Origin of the sequence: Mesorhizobium sp. M0058, assembly GCF_040323095.1 — a bacterium.
GTDB lineage: Bacteria > Pseudomonadota > Alphaproteobacteria > Rhizobiales > Rhizobiaceae > Mesorhizobium.
In genome coordinates, this window is the sequence record NZ_JAMYUQ010000006.1 from 302,247 (window position 1) to 325,069 (window position 22,823).

General features: G+C 64.8%; 24 protein-coding genes and 1 riboswitch. Of the genes, 9 read left to right on the plus strand and 15 right to left on the minus strand.

Translation table 11 applies throughout. The features are described from left to right. Positions 1 to 8: 8 nt before the first annotated feature. Genes cobS through NKJ75_RS12725 form a run of 6 tightly spaced genes read right to left on the minus strand, consistent with a single transcriptional unit; the run spans position 9 to position 5,256 of the window. Entirely contained in the window at positions 9 to 776 is a 768-nt protein-coding gene (gene cobS, locus NKJ75_RS12700; protein WP_352499740.1) for an adenosylcobinamide-GDP ribazoletransferase, read from the minus strand. Beyond that, positions 773 to 2,086 carry a cobyrinic acid a,c-diamide synthase CobB gene (locus tag NKJ75_RS12705; protein WP_023670839.1) on the minus strand — a complete coding sequence of 438 codons (1,314 nt, stop codon included), beginning with the start codon at positions 2,084 to 2,086 and terminating at the stop codon, positions 773 to 775. Before NKJ75_RS12705 ends, cobS begins: the two co-directional genes overlap by 4 nt. Continuing rightward, on the minus strand, positions 2,083 to 2,889 hold the full coding sequence (gene cobA, locus NKJ75_RS12710) for a uroporphyrinogen-III C-methyltransferase (RefSeq protein WP_352499741.1): 807 nt from the start codon (positions 2,887 to 2,889) through the stop codon (positions 2,083 to 2,085). Before cobA ends, NKJ75_RS12705 begins: the two co-directional genes overlap by 4 nt. Further along, a complete protein-coding gene (gene cobM / locus NKJ75_RS12715) occupies positions 2,886 to 3,650 on the minus strand; it encodes a precorrin-4 C(11)-methyltransferase (protein WP_352499742.1) in 765 nt (254 codons plus the stop codon). Before cobM ends, cobA begins: the two co-directional genes overlap by 4 nt. Further along, a complete protein-coding gene (locus NKJ75_RS12720) occupies positions 3,647 to 4,033 on the minus strand; it encodes a cobalamin biosynthesis protein (RefSeq protein ID WP_023712695.1) in 387 nt (128 codons plus the stop codon). Before NKJ75_RS12720 ends, cobM begins: the two co-directional genes overlap by 4 nt. After that, the gene (locus NKJ75_RS12725; protein ID WP_023690314.1) at positions 4,030 to 5,256 is read right to left on the minus strand and encodes a bifunctional cobalt-precorrin-7 (C(5))-methyltransferase/cobalt-precorrin-6B (C(15))-methyltransferase; all 1,227 of its coding nucleotides are present in this window, start codon (positions 5,254 to 5,256) and stop codon (positions 4,030 to 4,032) included. Before NKJ75_RS12725 ends, NKJ75_RS12720 begins: the two co-directional genes overlap by 4 nt. A 208-nt stretch (positions 5,257 to 5,464) precedes the next feature. Between NKJ75_RS12725 and NKJ75_RS12730 the strand changes: the two genes are divergently transcribed. Beyond that, positions 5,465 to 6,238, plus strand: coding sequence for a cobalt-precorrin-6A reductase (locus NKJ75_RS12730; protein WP_352499743.1), 774 nt, complete (start codon positions 5,465 to 5,467; stop codon positions 6,236 to 6,238). Here NKJ75_RS12730 and NKJ75_RS12735 read toward each other — a convergent pair. The 9 genes from NKJ75_RS12735 to NKJ75_RS12775 form a co-directional block, all read right to left on the minus strand. After that, positions 6,202 to 6,966: a precorrin-3B C(17)-methyltransferase gene (locus NKJ75_RS12735; protein WP_023670833.1), complete on the minus strand. Its 765-nt coding sequence runs from the start codon at positions 6,964 to 6,966 to the stop codon at positions 6,202 to 6,204. The two genes, NKJ75_RS12730 and NKJ75_RS12735, sit on opposite strands and share 37 nt — an antisense overlap. Continuing rightward, positions 6,963 to 7,736 carry a precorrin-2 C(20)-methyltransferase gene (locus NKJ75_RS12740; protein ID WP_031197672.1) on the minus strand — a complete coding sequence of 258 codons (774 nt, stop codon included), beginning with the start codon at positions 7,734 to 7,736 and terminating at the stop codon, positions 6,963 to 6,965. The genes NKJ75_RS12735 and NKJ75_RS12740 overlap by 4 nt, the downstream gene beginning before the upstream one ends. Beyond that, on the minus strand, positions 7,733 to 8,365 hold the full coding sequence (locus NKJ75_RS12745; protein WP_023818000.1) for a precorrin-8X methylmutase: 633 nt from the start codon (positions 8,363 to 8,365) through the stop codon (positions 7,733 to 7,735). The genes NKJ75_RS12740 and NKJ75_RS12745 overlap by 4 nt, the downstream gene beginning before the upstream one ends. Positions 8,366 to 8,367: 2 nt before the next feature. Further along, complete coding sequence (gene cobG / locus NKJ75_RS12750; RefSeq protein ID WP_352499744.1) at positions 8,368 to 9,834, minus strand: precorrin-3B synthase; 1,467 nt, start codon at positions 9,832 to 9,834, stop codon at positions 8,368 to 8,370. Next, a complete protein-coding gene (gene cobN, locus NKJ75_RS12755; protein WP_352499745.1) occupies positions 9,831 to 13,505 on the minus strand; it encodes a cobaltochelatase subunit CobN in 3,675 nt (1,224 codons plus the stop codon). Before cobN ends, cobG begins: the two co-directional genes overlap by 4 nt. 18 nt (positions 13,506 to 13,523) lie before the next feature. Further along, the gene (cobW, locus tag NKJ75_RS12760; protein WP_352499746.1) at positions 13,524 to 14,561 is read right to left on the minus strand and encodes a cobalamin biosynthesis protein CobW; all 1,038 of its coding nucleotides are present in this window, start codon (positions 14,559 to 14,561) and stop codon (positions 13,524 to 13,526) included. A 2-nt stretch (positions 14,562 to 14,563) separates the two neighbouring features. After that, positions 14,564 to 14,989: a DUF1636 family protein gene (locus NKJ75_RS12765; RefSeq protein WP_352499747.1), complete on the minus strand. Its 426-nt coding sequence runs from the start codon at positions 14,987 to 14,989 to the stop codon at positions 14,564 to 14,566. A 38-nt stretch (positions 14,990 to 15,027) separates the two neighbouring features. Beyond that, positions 15,028 to 15,232, minus strand: a riboswitch (cobalamin riboswitch). Between the two features lie 58 nt (positions 15,233 to 15,290). Then, positions 15,291 to 15,983, minus strand: coding sequence for a DUF6348 family protein (locus tag NKJ75_RS12770; RefSeq protein ID WP_352499748.1), 693 nt, complete (start codon positions 15,981 to 15,983; stop codon positions 15,291 to 15,293). A gap of 29 nt (positions 15,984 to 16,012) precedes the next feature. Next, the gene (locus tag NKJ75_RS12775) at positions 16,013 to 17,236 is read right to left on the minus strand and encodes a winged helix-turn-helix domain-containing protein (RefSeq protein WP_352499749.1); all 1,224 of its coding nucleotides are present in this window, start codon (positions 17,234 to 17,236) and stop codon (positions 16,013 to 16,015) included. A gap of 324 nt (positions 17,237 to 17,560) precedes the next feature. Between NKJ75_RS12775 and NKJ75_RS12780 the strand changes: the two genes are divergently transcribed. The 8 genes from NKJ75_RS12780 to NKJ75_RS12815 all read left to right on the plus strand — a co-directional run bounded on the left by NKJ75_RS12780 (position 17,561) and on the right by NKJ75_RS12815 (position 22,820). Beyond that, positions 17,561 to 17,926, plus strand: a complete 366-nt coding sequence (locus NKJ75_RS12780; protein ID WP_023670825.1) for an NADH-quinone oxidoreductase subunit A — start codon at positions 17,561 to 17,563, stop codon at positions 17,924 to 17,926. Further along, positions 17,917 to 18,498, plus strand: coding sequence for a NuoB/complex I 20 kDa subunit family protein (locus NKJ75_RS12785; RefSeq protein WP_023670824.1), 582 nt, complete (start codon positions 17,917 to 17,919; stop codon positions 18,496 to 18,498). The genes NKJ75_RS12780 and NKJ75_RS12785 overlap by 10 nt, the downstream gene beginning before the upstream one ends. A gap of 4 nt (positions 18,499 to 18,502) precedes the next feature. Next, positions 18,503 to 19,105, plus strand: a complete 603-nt coding sequence (locus NKJ75_RS12790) for an NADH-quinone oxidoreductase subunit C (RefSeq protein WP_023670823.1) — start codon at positions 18,503 to 18,505, stop codon at positions 19,103 to 19,105. 33 nt (positions 19,106 to 19,138) lie between these two features. Beyond that, positions 19,139 to 19,516 (plus strand): four helix bundle protein, encoded by a 378-nt coding sequence (locus NKJ75_RS12795; protein WP_031193090.1) that lies wholly within the window; start codon positions 19,139 to 19,141, stop codon positions 19,514 to 19,516. A gap of 66 nt (positions 19,517 to 19,582) precedes the next feature. Next, positions 19,583 to 20,773 (plus strand): NADH-quinone oxidoreductase subunit D, encoded by a 1,191-nt coding sequence (locus tag NKJ75_RS12800; protein ID WP_023685196.1) that lies wholly within the window; start codon positions 19,583 to 19,585, stop codon positions 20,771 to 20,773. Then, positions 20,773 to 21,285 (plus strand): DUF7674 family protein, encoded by a 513-nt coding sequence (locus tag NKJ75_RS12805; protein ID WP_023700376.1) that lies wholly within the window; start codon positions 20,773 to 20,775, stop codon positions 21,283 to 21,285. Before NKJ75_RS12800 ends, NKJ75_RS12805 begins: the two co-directional genes overlap by 1 nt. Beyond that, positions 21,286 to 22,617 (plus strand): NADH-quinone oxidoreductase subunit E, encoded by a 1,332-nt coding sequence (locus NKJ75_RS12810; protein ID WP_352499750.1) that lies wholly within the window; start codon positions 21,286 to 21,288, stop codon positions 22,615 to 22,617. It abuts the gene before it with no gap. After that, entirely contained in the window at positions 22,617 to 22,820 is a 204-nt protein-coding gene (locus NKJ75_RS12815; protein ID WP_023712707.1) for a hypothetical protein, read from the plus strand. The genes NKJ75_RS12810 and NKJ75_RS12815 overlap by 1 nt, the downstream gene beginning before the upstream one ends. The last annotated feature ends 3 nt before the right edge of the window (positions 22,821 to 22,823 follow it).

Sequence of the window (22,823 nt, forward strand, 5' to 3'; positions counted from 1 at the left end):
GGGAAGAATCAGGACAGGGAAACGGAAGCGACGAGCAGGACAGTGATCTCGCCCAGCTGCTGCAGGGCGCCGATCGTGTCACCGGTGTGGCCGCCGATCTGGTTGAGGGAGAGCGCGCGCAAGGCGCTGAACACGAGAGCGAGCAGGATCAGTGCGGCACAGGCGCCGCCGAGCCCCAGCGTCAGAAGGGGGATGGCGCCGAGCACGGCGCCGAGAACAGCTGTCTGGGCCGAGACGGTCCCGGCGCCGGCAGACAGGCCGTCACTGCGCGCCGCCGGCGCCAGATGCATGAACGCGCCGAGCAGGCCGCGCGATGCGGCGTGTGCGGCGATCAGCGCGAAGAGCACGCTTGTCGGATCGGCCAGTTGCGACAGCGCGCTCCAGCGGATGAGCATCGACAGGCCAAGAGCTGCTGCGCCATAGGCGCCGATGCGGCTGTCGCGCATGATCTCCAGTTTTTTATCGCGCGTCTTGCCGCCGCCAAAACCGTCGGCGACATCCGACAGCCCGTCCTCATGCAGGCAGCCCGTGGCGAGCAGGGTTGCTGCAAGCGCAAGGGCTGCTGCCGGGCCGGGGGCAAGGCCGAGCTGTACGCCCGCTGCGTAGACGACAGCACCAACCACAGCGATGGCGAGGCCGGCGACAGGCGCCGCCCAGATCGCATCGGCCAGGCTGCGGCCACGAAAGTCGAAGACCGGCAGCGGCAGCCGGGTGAAGAAGACGAGGCAAAGCGCGACGTCCTCGAGCGCTTGCCGGGGCGAGGGCACGGCGGTCATGCACTCCTCGCAATGGCATGAAAGAAGGTGCCGCTGACATGGCCGCGCCGGTAGCCGGAGGCGCCGAGTGGATTGCCCTGGCCATCGGCTAGGTCGGCCAGCGGCTCGTCATTGCCGGTCGCAATCATCTGCGCATAGTGGAATTCATGGCCACGGATCAGCGCGCCTTGCGGCCCCAGCGGACAGGCGACGCGCAGGCGTGCCTCGCGGTAGCCGAGGTTCATCTTGCGCTTGGCAAAGCTGGTGGAATGGCCGAGCAGGCCAAGCATGGCGTGCGTCTCGCCGGCCGCGTCCTCCAGCGCTTCGCCCAGCACCATGAAGCCGCCGCACTCGCCATGGATCGGCTTGGTCTCGGCAAACCTGGCCATGCCAGCTCGGAAATTGGTCGCCGCCGCGAGGCTGCCGGAGTGGAGCTCGGGATAGCCGCCGGGCAGCCAGCAGACATCGCAATTCTGCACCGGTGCTTCGTCGGCTAGCGGCGAGAACGGCACGATCTCGGCGCCGGCCTGACGCCAGTGGGCGGCGACGTGCGGATAGAGGAAGGTGAAGGCGGCGTCTTCGGCGAGCGCGATTCGTTGGCCGGGCGGCTGCAAGGCATGTTCGAAACTGCCTGATGCCGGCGAAAACGGCGCGGCCAGCGCCATGATGGCGTCAAGGTCGAGGGATTTCTCGACCATGTCGGCGAGGCGGTCGAGATGCGTCATCAGGTCGGCATATTCGCCGGCCTGGACGAGGCCGAGATGGCGCTCCGGCAAATTGAGCGTGGGATCGCGCAGGATGGCGCCGACGACCGGCAGGCCGAGCGTTTCGATCGCCTCGCTGCACAGCTTGCGGTGGCGCTCGCTGCCGAGACGGTTGAGCACGATTCCGGCCATGCGCACATCCGGGTCGTAGGTGGCAAAACCCTTGGCGACGGCGGCCGCCGTCGTCGACTGTCCCGAGACGTCGAGCACCAAAAGCACCGGCAGGTGGTAGAGCCGCGCCAGATCGGCGGCCGAGCCGGTGCGGCCTTGTCCGGCCGGGATGCCGTCGAACAGGCCCATCGCGCTTTCGAGGAAGATAAAATCGGCATCCTCGGTGGCATTGCCGGCCAACGCGTTGAGCAGGTCAGGCGACATCGCCCAGCTGTCCAGGTTGACGCCGGACAGACCGGTTGCGGCGGTATGAAAACCCGGATCGATATAGTCGGGGCCGGACTTGGCGCCGCGCACCTTGATGCCGCGCCGGGCGAGCGCGCGCAAAATGCCGATGGTGACGCTGGTCTTGCCGGAGCCGGAACGCGGCGCGCCGATGATGATGGCGCGGGTCATGCGTTACCCGCCAGTGCTGCGCGCATGGCGACGATGCCGCCGACGACAATGAGGGCCGGCGAGGCCAATTCCGCCGCGGCGGCCGCTTCGGAAATGGTGGCGAGTGTCGCGACGACGGTCCGCTCCTGCGGTGTCGTCGCCGAAACGATGACAGCCGCCGGCGTCGACGGCGCCAGCCCGCCTTCGAGCAGCGACGCGGCGATAACAGGCAGATTGGCCATGCCCATATAGATGACCACCGGCTGGCCGGTGCGGGCGATCGCGCCCCAGTCGAGATCGTCATCTGTGCCGGCGGCATGACCTGTCGCCAGGATGATCGCCTTGTTGATGCCGCGCATGGTTGCGGGAATGCCGGTGGCGGCCAGCGCGCTCAGCCCCGATGTCAGGCCGGGCAGGACGCGGAACGGGATTTTTTCGCGCGCCAGCGCCAGCGCCTCTTCGCCGCCACGGCCGAAAATATAGGGATCGCCGCCCTTCAGCCGGACGACGCGGCGGCCCTCGCGTGCCAGCCGCACCAGCAAAGCGGTGATATCGTCCTGCCTCATGGACGGTTTGCCGCCGCGTTTTCCTGCAAAGAACAGCTGGGCATTGTCCGCAACGGCGACAACGTCAGAGGAGACCAGCGCGTCATAGACCATGGCGTCGGCCTCGGCCAATGCCGCCAGCACTTCCAGCGTCAGGCAGCCGGGATCGCCCGGGCCGGCGCCGGCCAGCCAGACATGGCCCGGCTCAAGCCGGCGCGGCTTGAAGTTCAGCCGGGCAAGGGCCTGTTCGAGCGTGGTGTTTTCGCTTTTACCGCTCACAATCCGTCCCGTCCGCGAAAACGCCGCTGATAGTGGGCGTCGTACAATGAACTCTCGCCAAAACCTTCCGCTGCCAGCGAGCGGCCGACGAAGATGATCGCCGTGCGCTCCATCGGGTCGGCGGCGAGCAGTGCCTCGATCGTGGCGAGCGTGCCGGTCAGCACGCGCTCGTCCGGCCATGAAGCGCGAAAGACGATCGCCACCGGGCAATCGCCGCCATAATGCGGCGACAATTCGGCGACGACTCGGTCGATGGCGTGGATGGCGAGATGAATGGCCAGCGTCGCGCCGGTGCGGCCGAAGCCGGCCAGCGTTTCGCCCGGCGGCATTTTCGAGGCGCGGCCCGAGACGCGGGTCAGCACCAGACTCTGCACCACCTCGGGAATGGTCAGTTCGCGGCGAAGGGCTGCGGCTGCGGCGGCGAAAGAGGGAACGCCCGGCGTCAGCGTGTAAGGAATGCCGTGTTTTTCCAGCCGGCGGATCTGCTCGGCCACGGCGCTCCACACCGAGAGGTCGCCGGAATGCAGGCGGGCGACATCGTGGCCGGCCTGGTGGGCTGTCACATATTCGACCTCGATTTCGTCGAGTGACATCGGCGCCGTATCGATCAGTTTGGTCCCCGGTGCGCAGTGTTGCAGCAATTCCGGCGCGACGATCGAGCCGGCATGCAGACAGACCGGGCAGCTTGCCAGCAGCTTGGCGCCGCGCAGTGTGATGAGGTCGGCGGCGCCGGGACCGGCGCCGATGAAATGCACGGTCATGGCGCGTCTCCGCTGATGGCGATGGCGCAGGTGACCGGGCCGAGCACGGTGCGTGGACCAAGCAGCTTTGCACCGGGGCCGGCAACGGCAAGGGCGGAGGCTTCTGAGACGGAGGGTGTGCCGGCGAGATCCTGCGAGAGATCGGATTTGCTGAGTGCCTCCGACGAGACGGCCTGAAGTGCTGCGTCATCAACGATGATGACGGGAAGGTGAAGCGTGCGGCCAGCGGCAGAGATCGCTTCTTCGTCTTTCTTGAGCGCGGCGGTCGCCAAGGCCGACAGCGCCGTTATCGCCAGCCCGTGCGCTTCGAGGGCGGTTTCGATCGCCGCGAGCACGTCTTCGACGCTCACGCCCTTCCGGCTGCCGATGCCCGCCACCATCATGGCTTCACCCAGCTCCACTGGGTGACCGGCATGGCCGGGCGCCAGGCCTGCATCGAACCGACAGGAGAAGCGCGGGAAATGGTGATGCGGGTAAGGTCGCCGCCGCGCTTGATGTGCTCCGCGAGAAGCAGCGCCTCCATCTCCAGCGTCACCGCATTGGCAACGAGACGGCCACGGGATGGCAGCGCCTTGATGGCGGCGTTCAGTACGCCGGCGTCGCTGCCACCTCCGCCGATGAAGATCGCATCCGGCGTGTCCAGCCCGGCCAGTGCCTTGGGCGCCGACCCTTCCACCACGACAAGACCGGGCACGCCGCAATGCGCGGCGTTGCGGACGATGCGGGCGGCGCGGTCGCTGTTGGCCTCGATGGCGATGGCGCGCATCGAGGGGTGAGCGAGCATCCATTCGATGCCGATGGAGCCGGAACCGGCGCCGATGTCCCACAGCAATTCGCCACGCCTCGGCGCCAGCGCCGCAAGCGTGATGGCGCGGATGTCGTGCTTGGTGATCTGGCCGTCGTGCTCGAACAGATGGTCGGCGCGGCCAACGGTCAGCGGCAGGATGCGGGCCTCTTGTGTCGATTCAAGCTCAAACGCCAGCACGTTGAGCGGATTGATGTCTCTGAGATCGAAAGCGTCGGCACGTGCCGAGCGAAGCTTCTCGTTCGGTCCGCCCAGCGCTTCCAGAACGGTCAGCCGCGAACCGCCGAAGTCGAGCTCTACGAGCAGGCGCGCTATTGTCGCTGGTGCGTCGCCGTCCGATGTCAGCGCCAGGATGCGCGCCCTGGGATGCAGCAGCGGCCGGATCAGGTCGAGCGGCCTTCCATGCAGCGAGATCGTCTCGATGTCCTGCAACGCCCAGCCGAGCCGGGCGGCAGCCAGCGAAATCGCCGATGGCGCGGGGATGACATGCATCTCTTCAGGCTTGACCTTGCGGGCAAGGGTGGCGCCGACCCCGTGGAAGAATGGATCACCGGAGGCGAGCACGCAGACGCGCCGGCCGGCCAGCGCCAGCACGTCTGCCATGTCGGCATCGAATGGCACCGGCCATGGGCGCTGCTCACCCTTGATGAGCGAAGCCACCAGCGCCAGATGCCGCTTGCCGCCGAAGACGGTCTCGGCGTCAGCGATCTGCCGCTTGGCCTCGTCGCCGAGACCCGCTAAACCGTCCTCGCCGATGCCGACGATTGCGAGCCATTTTGGCGTGGGCTGTTTTTTTGACATGTCGCGCCGCCCCTCATTCGCCTGAGGCGTTCGTCGTTCGAAAAGTCAAGCAATTGACTTTTCGTCTGCCAGCCAGACCACTCCTCACCTCCCCGTGTGGTGACGGGGAGAAGGGAGACGCTCCGGCGCTGACGCCTCCCTCTCCCCGTTCTTCACGGGGAGAGGGTAGGGGTGAGGGGCAGCGCCGACGCTGTTCAACATGGTGCTCATGAAGAAGATTCTGATCCTTGGCGGCACGACAGAAGCGCGCCAATTGGCCGAAAAACTGGTGGAAGATTTCCGTGTCACCCTGTCGCTGGCCGGCCGCACCGAAAGCCCGGTCGCGCAAGGCGTGCCGGTGCGCAGCGGCGGATTTGGCGGCGCCGACGGGCTGGCCGCCTATCTCAGGGAGGCGGGCATCGACCTGCTGATCGACGCCACACATCCCTATGCGGCGCAGATATCCGCCAATGCGGCGCAAGCCTCGCGCCTGACCGGTGTGCCGATCCTGGCGCTGCGCCGTCCCGGCTGGAAGCCTGTCGACGGCGACCGCTGGACGCAGGTCGATAGGACAGGCGATGCGGTGCACGCGCTTGGATCGACGCCGCGCCGCGCCTTCCTGGCGCTCGGCCGGCAAGAGGTCGCGGCTTTCGAGGCGGCGCCGCAGCATCACTACCTCATCCGCAGCGTCGATCCGGTCGAGCCGAAACTGGCGGTGCCGGATGCGGCCTACCTGCTGGCGCGTGGGCCGTTTCGCGAGGCGGATGAACGCGCTCTGCTCGAGGAGCACCGCATCGATGTCGTCGTATCCAAGAACAGCGGCGGCGAGGCCACCTACGGCAAGATCGCCGCGGCGCGGGCGCTCGGTATCGAGGTGGTGATGGTGCGCAGGCCCTTCCTGCCGGAGGTGCCTTCGACCGAGACCGTCGATGAACTCGCCGCTCTTGTTGATAAATTTTGGGTCGATCATTTGCTCGACCCCGTCGCGGAGCGCGGCGTGTAGACCAGCGCCGGTTTGTCGCCGCGCTTGATGATCCGTGTTTCCGGCGAACCGATGATGATGCAGGTCGCCATGTCGGCTTTTTGCGCGTCGACATCGGCCAGCAAAAAGACCTCGATGCGCTCGTCCGGGCGGCCGGCGGCGCGGCCGAAGATGACCGGCGTGGTGCCGGGCAGGATGGCGGCCAGGCATTCGAAGGCACGGCCGAGCTGCCAAGGGCGCGCCTTGCTGATCGGGTTATAGAGCGCGATGACAAAGCCGGCGCCGGCCGCCGCCAGCAGGCGCAGTTCGATCAAGTCCCACGGCTTCAGATTGTCGGACAGCGAGATGGCGCAGAAATCATGGCCGAGCGGCGCGCCGATGCGGGCGGCAACCGCCAGCATGGCGGTGACGCCCGGCACGACAGTGACATCGACGGTGCGCCATTCGGCCGGACCGGCCTCGATCGCCTCGCAGACGGCGGCCGCCATGGCGAACACGCCGGGATCGCCGCCGGAGACGACGGCGACGTCATGGCCGTCCGCCGCCTTTACCAGCGCGTCCTTGGAGCGGGCGAGTTCCTCGCGATTGTCCGAGGCGACGCGGGTCTGGTCCGGGCGCAGCTCCAGCCGGTCGAGATAAGGCTTGTAGCCATAGAAGAACTTTGCCTCGGCGACGGCGCGGCTGGCTTGCGGCGTCACCTGATCGGCATTGCCGGGCCCAAGGCCGATGACGGTGAGGCGGCCGCTCATGGCTTGGCTCCCATAACGCCAGGCCGGCCGGACCAGCCGGCGACCAGCACGATGGCGAAATAGGGGGCCTTGTCATCCGGCTTGTCGGCAAGCTTCATCGAGATGCTGCCGGCCATGGTGCCGCGCTCGACATAAACGGCGCGGGCGAGCTTGCCGGTGGCGTCCAGTGCCCGCCTGATCTTGGACAGATTGCGGCCGACCTTCATGATGACGGCGGCATCCGTGTCGGCGAGACGGCGTGTCAGCTCGAACTCGCTCATCGTGCCGGGCAAAACCGTCAGCACATCGTCGCCCTGGACGATAGGCACGCCGGTCTGCGACCAGCAGCCGGACATGGCGGTGACGCCGGGGATGACCTCGGTCGGGAAGCGATGGGCGAGGCGGACATGCAGGTGCATGTAGGAGCCGTAGAACAGCGGGTCGCCTTCGGAGAGCACGGCGACCATGCGGCCGGCTTCGAGGTGTTCGGCGACCTTCTCGGCCGACTCCTCGTAGAAATCGGTGATCTGCGAACGGTAGTCGTCGTGATCCTTGTCGATCTCGGTGGTGACGGGGTAGAGAAGCGGCAGTTCCAGCATATCCGGCCGGAAGCGCGCCTCGACGATGGCGCGCGCATTGCTGTTGTTGCCGCGCTTGGCGAAGTAGGCGACGACATCGGCCTCGGCCAGAACGCGCGCGGCCTTCAGCGTCAGCAGCTCGGGGTCGCCAGGCCCCGTGCCGACGCCGACGAGGCGGCCTTTTGCCAGATCTTCTTTGACAGCTGCGTTCACAGGCCGGGCCTCGCCAGCGAATTGAGCGCGGCTGCAGTCATGGCGCTGCCGCCAAGCCTGCCGCGCACGATGGCGTAGGGCACGCCATAGGAATTCTGCACCAGCGCATCCTTGGATTCGGCGGCCCCGACGAAGCCGACCGGCATGCCGATGATCGCCGCCGGCTTCGGCGCGCCGTCGCGCAATTTTTCCAGGAGATAGAACAGTGCCGTCGGCGCATTGCCTATGGCGACCACCGAACCGGCCATACGCTCGCCCCACAGATCGATTGCCGCCGCCGAGCGGGTGTTGCCGATCTCCTTGGCAATGTCGTGCGTGCGCGGGTCGCGCAAGGTGCAGATCACCTCATTGCCGGCCGGCAGCCTGGCGCGGGTGACGCCATGCGAGACCATTTCGGCATCGCAGAAGATCGGCGCGCCGGCCGCCAAGGCGCTGCGGGCGGCGGCGACGAAATCGCTGGAGAAAACAAAATGACTTGATGCTTCGACCTGGCCGCAGGCATGGATCATGCGGATGGCAACGTCGGCCTCGGCCTCGGAAAAGCGGGACAAATCGGCCTCGGCGCGGATGATGGCAAAAGAGCGCTCATAGATGGCGTTGCCGTCATGGATGTAATCGTAGGCGGCCATGCTTATTCCTGTCGGTAGCTTTCGGCGATTGCCGCCGGCCCGAGCCTTGTCAGGCAAGCGGCGGCGGTTTCGCCCTGAAATCGTGCGCTGCGGACCATCGCCGCGACGCGACTGACGCCGCGTGCGGCGTCATAGCCCGGCCTGTAGCCCGCAGGAAGGGCCTTTGCCGTCGCGTTCACGACAAGTCCGGCTCCGTTTTCGCCGCCGACCAATGTCAGCGCCGCCGGACCGGGGTGCGCGCAGCCCTTGGCGCAGCCGGAAATGTGCAGTGTGAAGTCGAGGATATCAGCGTTTTCGGCGGCGATTGTCTCGGCGATGTCGCGCGTGGCGATTTGGCCGGATGCGCAGGCAGGAGTGCCGGGGCAGGCGGCGATGCGGGTGCGCGGGTCGGCGGCGGCGGTGACGAAGCCGAGCGCGGCGGCGGTGGTTTGGAGGAGGGGGTTCGCGGCTGGTGGTTGGCCGAGGAACAGCAAGGCGCGGCCGGGGGCGAGGCGGATTTCGGCGGTGCCGAGGTTCGACGCTCGGCTGGCAAGGTCGATAAGGTTTTGCGCTGGCATGCTGCCGAAGGGCAGGCCGATGCCGAGGGCGTGGCCGGTGTTCAAGTCGAAGAGGCCAATCGGCGAGCGAGAGCGCTCTACGGCGCCCCCCTCTGTCCTGCCGGACATCTCCCCCACTTGGGGGGAGATTGTGCTGTCGCCGCCGGTTTCGCCAGTTTTCAACGTCGAAGGCGAAGAGCTGACAGCGAAGCTGCTGATCTCCCCCCTTGTGGGGGAGATGTCCGGCAGGACAGAGGGGGGCGCGAAGGAATGCCAACCTGCGAGAGACGCTAGCTGCCTCTCCGACAAATCCCTCGCATGTGCCTCCCGGCCTTTCTCCGCGGTCATCCTGAGGGCAGCAACCGCAATATCGCGCGCTGCATCCTCATCGGCCGTCGCAAGCGGCCTCGCGCTTTGGCCATCGCCGGCAACAGACAAAGCCCACATAACGTTGCCGCCCTCCCGCACCGCCTTCAGCCTGACATCGGCCGTCACCCCATCCATCGTCAGCTGCCCACCACCATCGACAACCACCGACACCTTCGGTCCGAGCCTTGGCGTCAGCCCAGCTTCCTCGACCGCAGCCCTGATCCGCTCAGCCAAAGCTCGCGGATCGGCAATCTCCCGCGGATCGATGCCGGCCAGCGGCCCGGTCTCGACCGGCACGCCGGTACGCACTGCAATCCCCAGTGCATCGACCTCCGCCGCCAACAGCACGGCACTTTCCGCCGTCAGGCCGCGTATCTGCAGGCTGCCCCGTGCGGTCACTTCCATGATGCCGTTGCCGCGCTTCAAGGCGGATTCGCAGAGTCCGATCAGCGACTTGGGGGAAAGCCCTCCAGCAACCGGGTTGAGCCGCACCAGCAGGCCATCGCCGGTCTGCATCGGCGCCGAGAGAGCCGGACAGGCGCCGCGGCGCGAGAAGGCGTTCATGCCGCGACCCCGAGCGCCTCGGCCTCGGCGATCAACGCCGCGAGATCGTCGTCGATCGCGTTGCGCAAGGGATGCCAGAGACCGCGCCGGCGCGCCGACAGGAAGCGCTCGGCGATGACTTTGGCAGCGGCCGGATTTTCACGCAGGATGAAGGCGCGGACATCGGGATCGCCGACATAGGCGTCATGCACGGCCTCGATCAACGCGCCCGAAATGGCGTGCGTGGTTTCGGCAAAGCCGATGAGGCGGTCGACGGTTTCGGCAAACTCGGAAGCGCCGCGCGGACCATGCCGCATCTGGCCGGCTATAAAGCGCGCATTGACGGCTCGCGCCCGCACAACCCGCGACACAGCCTCGCCGACCGAGCGCGGCTTCGGCTTTTGCGGGTCGGTGGTGTCGAGCACGATGACGTCGGCATTTCGGCCCAATGCCGCAAGGGCGGCCGAAAAGCCGCCGATGAAGGCGACGTCGGCGGAGCCCTCGAGAATGTCGCGGCCGGGATCGTCGCCGGTGTGGACCAGCAGATCGGCCTCGGCGACGCGGGTCTCGAAAGCGCCGGGGGAGGCGATGCCTTCGCCCTCTGCGCCGCCATAAGCATGTGATGTCGCATCGAGATAGGCGCGGCCGATTTCTTCGCGCCCGACCCAGTCGCCGCTGGACAGCAGGTCCTCGACGCCGGCGCCGTAGGTGCCGGGCGAGGTGCCGAAGATGCGCGGGCCGATCTTGCCATCGGCACGGGTTCTGGCGGCGAGCGGGTTTTCCGAATCGTCCTCGTCGGACGCGGCAACGGCGTTGGCGGCGGCGTCGATCAGCGCGATCTGGGTCGGGAACATGTCGCGGAACAGACCCGAAATCCGCCAGGTGACATCGATGCGCGGGCGACCGAGCGTGGCCGGCGGCAGCACTTCGATGCCGGTGATGCGGCCGGTGGCCGAATCCCATTGCGGCCGGCAGCCCATCAGCGCCAGGCCTTGCGCGATCTCCTCGCCGCCGGTGCGCAGCGAGGCCGAGCCCCAGAGGTCGATGACCAGCGAGCGCGGCCAGTCGCCATGCGACTGCATATAGCCGCGCACGACTTCTTCTGCCGCCGCCTTTCCCAGATCGTAGGCGGTCGGCGTCGGCATGGTGCGCGGGTCGGAGGTGAACAGGTTGCGGCCGGTGGGCAGCACGTCGGAGCGGCCACGCGCCGGTGCGCCCGCCGGACCCGCCTTGATGTGACGGCCGTCGAGCGCCGCCAGCAGCGCGGCCTTCTCGGCTTCGGCGCTTTGCCGGCGCACGGCGTCGGGCTCGTCGTCGGGAGCGCGGCCATAGATGTGCAGGCCGTCCTTGATGGCGAAATCCTTGAGGTCGCAGAGCCAGGCGTCGATGCGGCGCAGCGCCTCGTCGGGCGCATCGGTTCCGGCGACGCCGGCTTCGGAGGCGAGGCCGGTCTTTTGCGCGGTGTCGACGATCAGCTTGGCCAGACGATCGCGCCGGCGGCGGTCGAGGCCGTCGGCCTGGGCGTATTCGTCGACGAGGCGCTCGAGCTTGTGCTGCTCTTCATCAAGGCCAGCAGCTGCCAGTGGTGGCGGCAGATGGCCAAGCGTGACGGCTGCTATGCGCCGCTTGGCTTGCGCCGCCTCGCCGGGATTGGAGACGATGAAGGGATAGATGACGGGCAGCGAGCCGGTGGCGATCTCGGGGAAGCAGTTTTGTGAGAGCGCAACCGTCTTGCCGGGCAGCCATTCCAGCGTGCCATGGGCGCCGACATGGATGAGAGCATGGATGCGGAGCGATTTGCGCAGCCACAGGCCGAAGGCCAGCAGATCGTGGCGCGGCGGCAGCGTCGGGTCGTGGTAATCGGCGCGCCGGTCGGCCGAGCGGCCACGGTCGGGGGCGAGAGCGACAGTGATGTTGCCGAAGGTGGCGGCGCGGAAGGGGAAGCCGCTCTTACCCTCCCCCTTGTGGGGAGGGTGGCCCGCAGGGCCGGGTGGGGGTGGTGCACCGCTACCCCCACCCCGTTTCGCGCCATCCGCTTCGCGAATGTCGCGAACCGACCCTCCCCACAAGGGGGAGGGTGAAGGAGCGCCCCATGCCGCCTCGACTGCAGCCAGTGCCTCAGCCGGCAAATCCTTTGAGAAGTCCAGATACTCATCCAGCCCCAGCCCACCATCGCTCCGCTCCAACGCGTCCAGCAGCGCACGCGGCGTTTCTGGAATCCCGTCAACGCGATAGCCCTGCTCCTTCAGGTCATGCAGCATGGCCAACACGCTGGACGGCACATCCAGGCCCACGGCATAGCCAGTGCGGCCGGGCGCACTCGGATAATCCGGAATGAGGATCGCCAACTTACGCGTCGCGCGGGGCGTCTGCTGCAACCGTGTGAACGCCGCTAGCCTGTCCGCCACTTGCGCCACGCGATCCGGTTCCGGCCGGTTGGCGAAGGCGCGGTGGCCGAGCGCCGGGTCGGTCTCGCTCTCGCCCTTGAAGGAAATTGCGCCGGCGAGGATGCGGCCGTCGAGTTCGGGCAGCACGACATGCATGGCGAGGTCGGCGGGCGCCAGGCCGCGCTGGTTGTTGTCCCAGACGTCGCGGCGGGTGGTGGCGACGATGACCTGGAAGACAGGCACGCCGGCGCGGTCGAAGAGCGTTTCGACGCCGGGTTCGGCGCCGGAAGCGAAGGCGGTTGCGGTGATGATGGCGGTGGGCTTGAGCGTGGCCAGCGCGGTTCCGACGAAGGCCAGGGAGGTCGGGTCTTTGAGGCTGGAGACGAAGATCGGGATCGGTCTCATGCCGCGCTGGCGGAGTGCATCAAAGAGGGCATCGATTGGCGCGACATCGGCGGCCAGCAGCATCGAGCGGTAGAATAGGATGGGGATGATGGGAAGGTTGATGTTGTCTGCGCCGAGTTCCCGCCCACCCCCCTCTGTCCTGCCGGACATCTCCCCCGCAAGGGGGCAGATTGTGCTCTCATAAATGTTTTCGCCAATCGCAGACCTTGCGGAGATCTCCAAAGGAGCAGGAGAGGAGCCGCCTTTGGTAACGGCTGATCTCCCCCCTTGGGGGGGAGATGTCCGGCAGGACAGAGGGGGGTGTGAAGGAACGCCGACATCGGCAAAATTCAACTTGCCTACGACGCCGCGGCCAGGCTCGTAGTAGCCAGCTTTCGGCACGCTAACCGGGTCAGCCGCCCCCGCATCCCGTCCCGCCAGCCCCGCCAATCTTTGCACCAGCGCCGTCATATTCTCCGGGCCACCCTCGCGGAAATAACCAAGCAGGCCGTCCAGATCCTCGCGCGGCAGCGTCGAGGCTTCGATCAGCCTGAGATCCTCGTCGTGGCTCTCGCCCGGCAGCAGCGCCAGCTTGATGCCGTTCGCACGGGCAGTCGCGGCAAGCTGGTCGCAGCCATAGCGCCACCAGTCGTAGCCGCCGAGGATGCGCACCAAAATCACCTTGGCGTGGCGGGCGACGCTGTCGATCCAGAGGTCCACGGACATGGGATGGCGCAGGTCGCGCAGCGCCGCCAGCCGCATCGACGGCAGGCGGACGGCATCGGCCTTCCAGGCCGCCGCGAGGCCGGCGAGGTCGCTGTCGGTGAAGGACAGCGCCACGATATCCGCCGGCGTCTGCCGGAGATCAACTGGCTCGGCGAGATCGTCGAGCGAGGCGGAGGTCGTGGCGAGTATATGCATCGCGGCTCGTGCCTGAGATCAACCGGCGAGTATACGCTCGATCGCCGGACGGTTCAGCCCCTTCAGGCCAATGACGACGAGACGCGAGCGGCGATCGTCCTCGGCCGTCCAGGCGCGGTCATAGTAATGGTTGACGCGTGGGCCGACGGCCTGCAGCAAAAGCCGCATCGGCTTGCCGCCGACATCGACGAAGCCTTTTACACGCAACACGTTTTCCTGTTCGGCGGCGGTGGCGACGCGCTTGGCCAGGTCGTCGGGATTGGCGATCGAGGGGATGTCGACGATGAAGGTGTCGAAATCGTCATGCTCATGATCGAAAGCGCCGTCGTGATGCGACTTGCGGTTCTCGATGTCGTCTTCGACGGCGAGACCGAGGCCAAGCAGCACCGACGGGTCGACCTTGCCATGCGCAGTCGGCACGATTTTTACCGCGCGAGCGGAATGTTCATTGATGATGGCGTTGGCGCGGGCCGAACCGGCTGAATCCATCAAATCGCTTTTCGACAGGATGATCAGGTCGGCGCAGGCGATCTGGTCCTCGAAGACTTCTTCGACCGGATCGTCGTGGTCGAGCGTTTCGTCCTGAGCGCGCTGTGCCTGCAAAGCGTCCATGTCGTTGGCGACGCGGCCTTCGGCCAGCGCCGGGCCGTCGACCACGGCGATGACGCCATCGACGGTCACCCGGCTCTTCACGCTTGGCCACTGGAACGCCTGGACCAGCGGCTTGGGCAGAGCGAGGCCCGAGGTCTCGATCAGGATGTGGTCAACCTTCGGTGTCAGCGCGAGGATCTTGTCGAGGGCGGGCACGAAATCGTCGGCGACTGTACAGCAGATGCAGCCATTGGCCAGTTCGACGATGTTTTGCTCGGGGCAGGTGTCGATGCCGCAGCCTTTCAGGATTTCCCCGTCGATGCCGATGTCGCCGAACTCGTTGACGATGATGGCGATGCGCTTGCCGCCGGCATTTTCCAGGAGATGGCGGACCAGCGTCGTCTTGCCGGCGCCGAGGAAGCCTGTAACGACAGTGCAGGGAACACGGGAGAGGTTGGCGGTCATGGTCAGTCCTTCAGGATGTCGAGGGGCGGGATGCGGGCCACTAGGCCGCGCTTGAGGCTATCGGGCCGGCCGCGCCACGGGATGAGGCCGTCGGCCGAAGTCGCGAAGAGCTTTGCGCCGGTAACGAGGTCGGCGCCGCTGGTTGCGGTCAGATCGCCGAAGACATAGCTCCAGCAGCCATCGCGCAGGATCGCGGCGCTGAGGCGGCGCTTGCAATTGCCGAGACATTCGGCGGTGCGGACCCGGATATCGCCGGCAGCGGCGCGGCGTGTGTCCTCAGCCAGCAATTCGCCGGCGCGCGGATGGGCGTCGGAACCGGTCTCATCGCGGCAGGAGGCGCAGACGATGACGGTCACGCCGGTCAGGGCGTCGTTGTCCCCGGACGCAATGTCCGCTGTGCCAGCCGAAAAACTGCTGTTCTGGTCCAAAAACCGTGCTCCTTGCCCGGAAACCCGCCAGGCGATCGGATACTTTGTCTCAGACGGCAGGTCTCCTGGCTCGCGGGTCGTCGCCTTGGTTAGCCGCCTTCCCGGTGTTACCCAGTGGCTTTCGGCCTTGGCTCGTCGCTTACAGTTGCGGGGACAGCCGCGGATTTGGGACCGAAATCCCGCACCGCATTCCCTCTTGGCCCTTGCCGTTGCGGGCAGGGGACCGTCTGCAGCGGATTTAGGCTTTTGCGGGCGGCGGTGTCAACGCAAGGCTACGACATGGCGATGTCGGCAGGGGCTGTCATGTCCCGGCTTCCGGCAGTGCCAGGATGACCTGTCGGATAGCTTGATAGCCATCGCCATAGTCCCAGTCATGACCGACAGCCAGATTCTGTCCCTCATGCCAAACCGCGTTGTCCAGAAGGACTTCGGCACTAATCAGCGTGCCCTTCAAGCCTGCCAGAAAGGTCCGGACAAAATGGCTTTCGGGGGGTACCGAAGCTGTGAACAGCTTTTCCAGCTTGGCATAGAATGCTGGATAGCCTGGTGTCAGCGAGCATAGCTCGGTTGTGGCCTGGGAAATGACCGGGCCGCTATAGATTTTCCAGCGGGCATCTTTTCGCCAGATCTTCCAACTGGCGCTGCTTCGCTGCCAAAGCTCTATTTCGGCCTGCATGTTCTCGCAGACGTGATCGGCCAGTCCCTCAATGGCAACATGGAAAACACCACGGAGAAACTTTTCAAACGCCTGGTTCAGTTCCTGTTCGCGCGTGTCGCCGAAGCCAGCAAAGGATTCAATGACCGGCTGAACATCAAGCAGCGGAGAAAAAATGTAGATTTCCAGGACCAGCCGGTCAGAACTCGTCTCGAACACCTCAGCCTCAAACCGAAGCTGCTTCGATTGGAGCATGACGTCCCTATCTCTGCGGACTGCATCTATTCCATGCGCAATGAGGGCGCCATGGATCATGTCGAGCACTTTGTCCGATGCCATTGCACAACCTACGAGGCTTATTGAGGCCTCTATGACAGACGCTGCAAGGGTTGGCCATCTCTCTCGCTAGCCAATGCCGGCCCCAGATTGCCGGCCGGCGTCACTTCGATGCGCTCAAGGCCAAGCCAGCCCTGCATCTCCTTTAGTTCCTCGAAAAGCTGTGCGGTGGTCTCAGGCGGTGCGCCTGCTTCGGCATAGGCGGCGTGGACGCGTAAGACACTCGCAGGCCGGTCGGCCTTGAGGTCGACGCGGGCGACGATCTTGTCGCCGAGCAAGAAAGGCAGCACGTAATAGCCATATTGCCGCTTGTCGGCCGGGGTGTAGATCTCGATGCGGTAGCGGAAATCGAAGAGACGCTCGGTGCGCGCGCGCTCGAAGACCACCGGATCGAAGGGGGCCAGCAAGGCGCGGGCCTCGATCTTTCGCGGCAGGCGGGCGTCCCTATAGAGGTAAGCCGGCTTGTCCCAGCCTTCGACGTTTACCGGCAGCAGTTCGCCCATCTCGACCAGTTCCTCCAGCCGGCCCTTCATGTCGGCCGGCGACAAGCGGAAATAATCGCGCAGGTCACCCGACGTCGCGATGCCGTGGGCGCGGGCGGAAATGCGCAGCAATTCGCGGTGCGCGTCCTCGGCCGCCGGCACCGGCAGGTCGAGGATCGCCTGCGGCAGCACGCGCTCGGGCAGGTCGTAGAAACGCTCGAAGCCACGGCGGTGCGCCGTGGTGATGCGTCCGGCCCAGAAGAGCCATTCGAAGGCGTGCTTGGCGTGGCTCCAGCCCCACCAGCCGCCCGAACCTTTCTGGCCCTCCAGTGCCGAAGCGGCAATCGGGCCGCGCTCGGCGACCGCGCGGTAGATCTCTTCGATATAGGCGGCGTGCTCGCGGCCCCATTTGGCGAGGCCCAGATACATTTCGTCGCCGCTTTCAGCGCGCTGCATGCGCCAGCGCATCAGTGGGTAGGTCTCGACCGGCAGGAACGAGGCCTCATGCGCCCAGTACTCGAACACGGTGCGCTTGCGGGTGATTGCGGCATTGTCGAGCAGGGTGAGCGGGTAGGGGCCAAGGCGCGAATAGAGCGGCATATAGTGGGCGCGCACCACGGCGCTGACGGAATCGATCTGCAGCAGGCCGGTGCGCGACAGCACGCGGGCGAGGTGGCGGCGATCGGGCGTGCCGACCGGGCGGGGATCGAGAAATCCTTGCGCGGCGAGCGCGATGCGCCTGGCCGTGGGGAGTGAGATTTTGTCCTTCGTCAAAGTGTCTTGCCTCGAACCATTTTCCCGACTTTAGCCGGCGATTCCGGTCATTCTAGCAGGCAAATGGCGGGAGACGTGTCAGGAGACAAAAGTTGAGTGAAAGGAAGGAAATCAAACAGGAGGAGATCGGACCAGTTTTTCCCGGCCTGCCGTCCAGCACTGTCTTTTGAACAAGGTTTGACTTGCTTCGCTGAAAGCCCTGCGCTAACCCTCGCCGCGTTGCAGCAAGGCACCTAAAACGGTTCAGCGGTTAAACTGTCGCGCTTCCGCATTAGGGTTGGTTGCTGTAATCAAAGTGGATTGGCCGCCAACGGAAAGCCGAGCATGAACGTACTCCTCAGTTCATACCTGCCCATCGTCCTCTTTATCGCCGTGGCCGCGGTTGTAGGCCTGGCGCTTATCATCGCGCCGTTCCTGGTGGCTTATCGCAATCCCGATCCGGAGAAGCTTTCCGCCTACGAGTGCGGGTTCAACTCGTTCGACGATGCCCGGATGAAATTCGACATCCGCTTCTACCTGGTGTCGATCCTGTTCATCATCTTCGATCTGGAAGTGGCCTTCCTGTTTCCGTGGGCGGTGTCGTTCTCGAAGATCGGCATGCTCGGTTTCTGGTCGATGATGGTGTTTTTGGCGGTGCTGACCATCGGCTTTGCCTATGAATGGAAAAAAGGAGCGCTGGAATGGGATTGAACGACAGTTCCGGAACGCTCGTCGCGCCGAAGCCAAAAGGCCTGATCGACCCCAATACCGGACGTCCGGTCGGTTCCGACGATCCGTTCTTCCTCGAGATCAACAATGAACTGGCCGACAAGGGTTTTCTGGTCACCTCGACCGAGGCGCTGATCACCTGGGCACGCAGCGGCTCGCTGATGTTCATGACCTTCGGTCTCGCCTGCTGTGCCGTCGAGATGATCCACACCTCGATGCCGCGCTATGATTCTGAAAGGTTTGGCGTGGCTCCTCGCGCGTCGCCGCGCCAGTCCGACATCATGATCGTGGCGGGAACGCTGACCAACAAGATGGCCCCGGCTTTGCGCAAGGTGTACGACCAGATGCCGGAGCCGCGCTACGTCATCTCGATGGGCTCCTGCGCCAATGGCGGCGGCTATTATCACTATTCCTATTCGGTGGTGCGCGGCTGCGACCGCATCGTGCCGGTTGACATCTATGTGCCCGGTTGCCCGCCGAGCGCCGAAGCTCTGCTTTACGGCATTCTTCTCCTGCAGAAGAAGATCCGCCGCACCGGCACGATCGAACGGTAGACCCATGGCCGCATCCCTGAGCGAACTGTCGACCTATCTCGGCGAAAAGCTGCCGGGCCGCGTCACCGATGCGGTGCTTGCCTATGGCGAACTGACGATCTCGGTTGCTACAGACAATCTGATCGAGGTGACAAGCTTCCTGCGTGACGATTCGGGCTGCCAGTTCATTTCGATCATCGATATCTGCGGCGCCGACTACCCGTCGCGCGTCAAGCGTTTCGATGTCGTCTATCATCTGCTGTCGCCGAAGCAGAATTTGCGCATCCGCATCAAGGTGCAGGCCGACGAAGAGACGCTGGTGCCGTCGCTCACCGCTGTCTATCCCGGCGCCGACTGGTATGAGCGCGAAGCCTACGATCTCTATGGCGTGCTGTTCTCCGGCCATCCGGACCTGCGCCGCATCCTCACGGATTACGGTTTCGAGGGCCATCCCCTGCGCAAGGACTTCCCGCTGACAGGTTTCGTCGAGGTGCGCTACGACGACGAAGCCAAGCGCGTGATCTACGAGCCGGTGGAATTGAAGCAGGAATTCAGGAACTTCGATTTTCTCTCGCCATGGGAAGGGACGGACTACGTCCTGCCGGGCGATGAGAAGGCGAAACAGTGAGTAGGAAGTAGTGAGTAGTCAGTAGCAAAAGATTTGGAGCAACGGATCGAATCTTATCGCGACTTGAAGGTGTGGCAATCGGCGATGACGCTTGCTGAGGATTGCTACCGTTTCACCAAAGAGTTTCCGAGGGATGAGATTTACGGCATGACCTCTCAGATGCGCCGATCGGCGGTTTCGGTCGCAGCGAACGTCGCGGAGGGATACGGTCGGGAGAACAGAGGGTCGTTCGTTCAATTTTTGCGCATGGCGCAAGGCTCGTTGAAGGAACTGGAGACACACATACTGCTGGCATGTCGGGTTGGCCTGCTGCGAAAAGACAATGAGATTGAGCTGCTGCTGCGATGCGAAGAGATTGGAAAAATGATGAGATCTCTTATCCGAACGGTGCAGGCCAAGCAGGCGGAATGAAGCAGGCATTGAGATTGATGATCACTACTCACTACTCACTACTGACTCTTCGCCAGAGGCGCCAGAATGGCTGAAACCTCCGTCCGCAACTTTAACATCAACTTCGGACCGCAGCACCCTGCGGCGCACGGTGTTTTGCGTCTTGTGCTGGAGCTTGACGGCGAGGTGGTCGACCGCGTCGATCCGCATATCGGCTTGCTGCATCGCGGCACCGAAAAGCTGATCGAGCACAAAACCTATCTGCAGGCAGTGCCCTATCTCGACCGGCTCGACTATTGCGCACCGATGAACCAGGAGCATGCCTTCGCGCTCGCCACCGAGCGGTTGCTCGGCATCGAAGTGCCGAAGCGCGGCCAGTTGATCCGCGTGCTCTATTCCGAGCTCAGCCGCATCATGTCGCACATCCTCAATGTGACGACGCAGGCGCTGGATATCGGCGCGCTGACGCCGCCGCTGTGGGGTTTCGTCGAACGCGAAAAGCTGATGGTGTTTTATGAGCGCGCTTCCGGTTCGCGCATGCATGCGGCCTATTTCCGTCCCGGCGGCGTGCACCAGGATCTGCCGGCGAAGCTGGTCGAGGACATCGGCAAGTGGATCGACCCGTTCCTGAAGTCGCTTGACGACCTCGACAGGCTGCTTACCGGCAACCGCATCTTCAAGCAACGCAATGTCGATATCGGTATCGTGTCGCTTGCCGACGCCTGGGCCTGGGGCTTTTCCGGCGTCATGGTGCGCGGCTCGGGTGCGGCCTGGGATTTGCGCAAGTCGCAGCCTTATGAATGCTATTCCGAGATGGATTTCGACATCCCGATCGGCAAGAACGGCGACTGCTACGACCGTTATCTCGTGCGCATGGAAGAGATGCGCCAGTCGGCGAAAATCATGCGCCAGTGCGTCGACCTTCTGCTCGGCAAGGAGAGCACCGGGCCGGTGTCGAACCTCGACGGCAAGGTGGTGCCGCCGAAGCGCCAGGCGATGAAGCGCTCGATGGAAGCGCTGATCCATCATTTCAAGCTCTACACCGAGGGCTATCGCGTGCCGGCCGGCGAGGTCTATGCTGCCGTCGAGGCGCCGAAGGGCGAGTTCGGCGTCTATCTCGTCTCCGACGGCACCAACAAGCCCTATCGCTGCAAGCTGCGCGCGCCCGGCTTCGCGCATCTGCAAGCCATGGATTTCCTCTGCCGCGGCCACATGCTGGCCGACGTCACTGCCGTCCTGGGTTCCCTCGATATCGTCTTCGGGGAGGTTGATCGGTGATGGCGGCAGCCAATCCTACAGTGCGCTCTCAGGTCGGTGTTCGAGGGAATGCCGACGCTGCCCTACCGCGGTGGCGCGAATTGGCAAAAGCCATGCTGCCGGTCGAGTTCGCAGAGGCTTCTTACAACTCGACTCAGCACTGTTCGATCTATGACTTCTTTTTTACCCTGCTACCCAAGACGCGCCTTGCCCACCGCGACAATGACGTCGACAAGCTGGGTAGAATGCACGGGTTCGCCCAATGGGCTGCCGTTCACCCGAACAAACAGATTTGGAATGCGGCTGGTGTCGCTTTTTACGAGCACTTGTTCGACGATGACATCGACGCTGATGCGGTCATGGCATGGATCTCGCCTCAAGTAAGGCAAACTGTTCTGGGGCTGTGGCAATACATGTTGCCCGCAGAGCGATTTGCGAGTGTTGCTCGATCTGCCGAACGCATTCCGTTTTCTCATCAGAAAGAATGTGAAACCGCAATAGCTCTCGTAGCAGAGCAGGGGCCCGATCGCTAAATGTCAGTCCGCCGTCTCGCAGAAGCAAGCGTCCAGCCAGCCTCCTTCGCCTTCAACCGGGCGAATGCGGCGGTTGCGAAGCAATGGATCAAGAAATATCCGAAGGGCCGGGAGCAGTCGGCGATCATTCCCTTGCTGATGATTGCGCAGGAGCAGGAAGGCTGGGTCACCAAGGCGGCGATCGAGACGATTTCGGACATGCTCGGCATGCCGCGCATTCGCGGGCTCGAAGTCGCGACCTTCTACACGCAGTACCAGCTCAATCCGGTCGGCACGCGCGCGCATGTCCAGGTCTGCGGCACCACGCCCTGCATGCTGCGCGGCTCGGAAGCGCTGATGGATGTGTGCCGCTCGAAAATCCATCACGACCAGTTCCACACCAACGACAAGGGCACGCTGTCGTGGGAGGAGGTCGAATGCCTCGGCGCCTGCGTCAACGCGCCGATGGTGATGGTCTTCAAGGACACGTTCGAGGATCTGACGCCTGAGCGGCTGGCCGAAATCATCGATCTTTATGATGCAGGCAAGGGCGCCTCGGTTCCCACGGGACCGCAAAATGGCAGAACCGGCTCGGAGCCGGCGCCTGGCCTGACGACGCTGAAGAGCGAAAAGGCGATCCTCAAAGCGACGCGCGACAAGGAAGCCAGGGCGGCGAGCAAGGCTGCCCACGCGGCGCCCGACGCGATCATTGCAGCGCCTGTTCCGGCGCCTGCCGCTCCTGCAGCGGCCGCCCCGGTCGCGCCATCCAACGCCGGCAAACCGAAAACCGATGCGCCGGAAACCAGCTCGGCGTTGAAGTCGCCCTCCAGGGCCAAGGTTGCACCGGCGGCGGAAAAAGCGGCGAGCGTCCCGGCGCCCCTGCATTCTGCCGCCAACGCCAACACCGCGGCGCCTGAAGTCGAGAAGGTCGCCAAGCAGCGTAATGGCCCGAAGACCACCGCCACGCCGGCAGCTGCCTTCATCGCTCCGGAATTCAAGGCGCCAGCGGCCAAGGCCGCGGTGGCCCCGGCCGTCAAGGCGCCGGCAGCCAGGCCCGCAAAGCCGTCGCTCGAGGACAAGAACCGTCCAGCCGGAATCGACAGGCCGGCTGCGGCCGACGATCTCAAGCTGATCTCGGGCATCGGCCCGAAGATCGAGGGCATCCTTCATTCGCTTGGCATCTTCACCTTCACACAGGTCGCATCCTGGAATAAGGCCGAGCGCGACTGGGTGGATGGATATCTCGCTTTCCAGGGTCGCATCGAGCGCGACGACTGGGGCAAGCAGGCCAAGGCGCTCGCCAAGGGCGGCGTCGCCGAATACATCCGCGTCTTCGGCAAGGAGCCACGTTGATGGCTGAAGCGCAAAGCACCGGATCTTTGCTGTCGCTGCGCAGCATTGTCATCGGCGTTGTCTGCATCGCTGCTGCCAACATCCTTCTGGAGGGGCTTCGGCGCCTCGTCGAATTGCCGTTTTCGGATACCCTGGAATCGATGGCCGCGACCGGCATGGGCGTGCTGGTGTGGTTCTCGATCGTCTTGCGGGGAAAGAGGTAAGTC